Origin of the sequence: Kribbella sp. NPDC050124 (genome assembly GCF_044460355.1) — a bacterium.
GTDB lineage: Bacteria > Actinomycetota > Actinomycetes > Propionibacteriales > Kribbellaceae > Kribbella.
The window spans coordinates 1-1499 of the sequence record NZ_JBITJU010000073.1; the positions used below are offsets into that span (position 1 = coordinate 1).

The following is a 1499-nucleotide window of genomic DNA, read 5'->3' on the forward strand; positions in this document are numbered from 1 at the left end:
CGCTGCGTGTCAAGATTTTTGAGGCGGGTTGGTTAGGGATTCATTGAGTCAACCGAGTTCTCCTGCTGCTGGCCTTCGGTGGGTTTGTTGATCCACGCCGCTTCGGGCAGGGTGGGTGGTTCGGGGTGTTTGCGCACGAACCGTTCCGGGGTGCGCTGGTAGGCGGCGGTGAGCACGTCGGCGCGGCCGGTGCGGATGGTGTCGGCGTGTCCGTGGTGGACGTCGATGGGGTGGTGCCAGCCGATGCCGGAGTGGTAGTGCTCGGTGTTGTACCAGGTGAAGAAGCCTTGGCAGAACGCCCGCGCGTCGGTGATCGAGCCGAACTGTTCGGGGAAGTCGGGCCGGTACTTCAGCGTCTTGAACTGCGCCTCCGAGTAGGGGTTGTCGTTGGAGGTGTGGGGCCGGGAGTGGGTCTTGGTGACGCCGAGGTCGGCGAGCAGGAACGCGACCGGTTTCGAGGCCATCGACGAGCCGTTGTCGGCGTGGATGGTCAGCTGCCCGGGTTCGGCGTTCTGTTTGGTGATGGTGTCGGCCAGCAGCTTCTCGGCGAGGGCCGCGGACTCGCACTCGGCGAGCAGCCAGCCGACGACGTAGCGGGAGTAGATGTCGATGATCACGTACAGGTAGTAGTAGCTCCATTTCGCCGGGCCGCGCAGCTTGGTGATGTCCCACGACCAGCACACGTTCGGTTGCGTGGCGACGAGTTCGGGCTTGACCCGTGCGGGGTGGACCGCCTGGCGACGCCGCTCGTGCACCTCGTCGTGCTCGCGCAGAATCCGGTACATCGTCGACACCGAGGCCAGGTAGACCCCGTCGTCGAGCAGCTCGTGGTAGACCGCCACCGGGGCCTTGTCGACATGCTCGGCACTGTTGAGCACCGCCCGCACCTCGGCGCGTTCGGCCGGCGTCAGCGCCCGCGGCTGCGGCTTACGTGGGCGTGGTGGCCGTACCGGGAGCGGGCTCTTGCGATGGCGCCGGTAGTGGCTGGCCTGCGGCCGCCCGGTCGCCAGGCAGGCCCGGCGGGTGCCGATCAGCGGTTCGAGCTCGGTGATCGCATCATCGATCATGGCGTGGGCTCGCTCCCGCTGGTCGGCCTGTCGGTCGCGAGCTGACCCAACAGCGCGGAGAGCTTTCCCTGCACCTCGATCACCCGCTGAGCCTTGTCCAACTCCGCGGCCAGACGCTCGTTCTCCTTGCGGAGCCGGGCGTTCTCCTTCTCCCGCGGATCGGCCTGCGGGCGGCCCGCCGGCGTGGCCAGTGCCGCCATCGCGCCTTTGTCCCGCTGGTCTCGCCACGCCGAGATCAGCGACGAATACAGGCCCTCCCGCCGCAACAGGGCACCCTTGCCGGCCTTGTCCAGCTCCTCGTACTCGGCCAGGATCCTGGCCTTATACGACGCCGAGTACCTCCGCGACCGCGCCCTCGCCGGGACCTCCGGATCAGGCACCTTCTCATCAAACGAACTCACTTGGGGTCAGACTCCTCGCTCGCCCTCAACT

Annotated in this window: 1 protein-coding gene; it reads right to left on the minus strand. The window is 67.3% G+C overall.

Annotated features, from left to right (window positions below; translation table 11 throughout):
- Positions 1 to 32: 32 nt before the first annotated feature.
- Positions 33 to 1468 (minus strand): IS3 family transposase gene (locus tag ACIBL3_RS47250; protein WP_396360620.1). Its coding sequence is split into 2 segments (ribosomal slippage): positions 33 to 1135 and positions 1135 to 1468, totalling 1437 coding nucleotides; the frame shifts between segments, so codons are not numbered across the junction.
- Between the last annotated feature and the right edge of the window lie 31 nt (positions 1469 to 1499).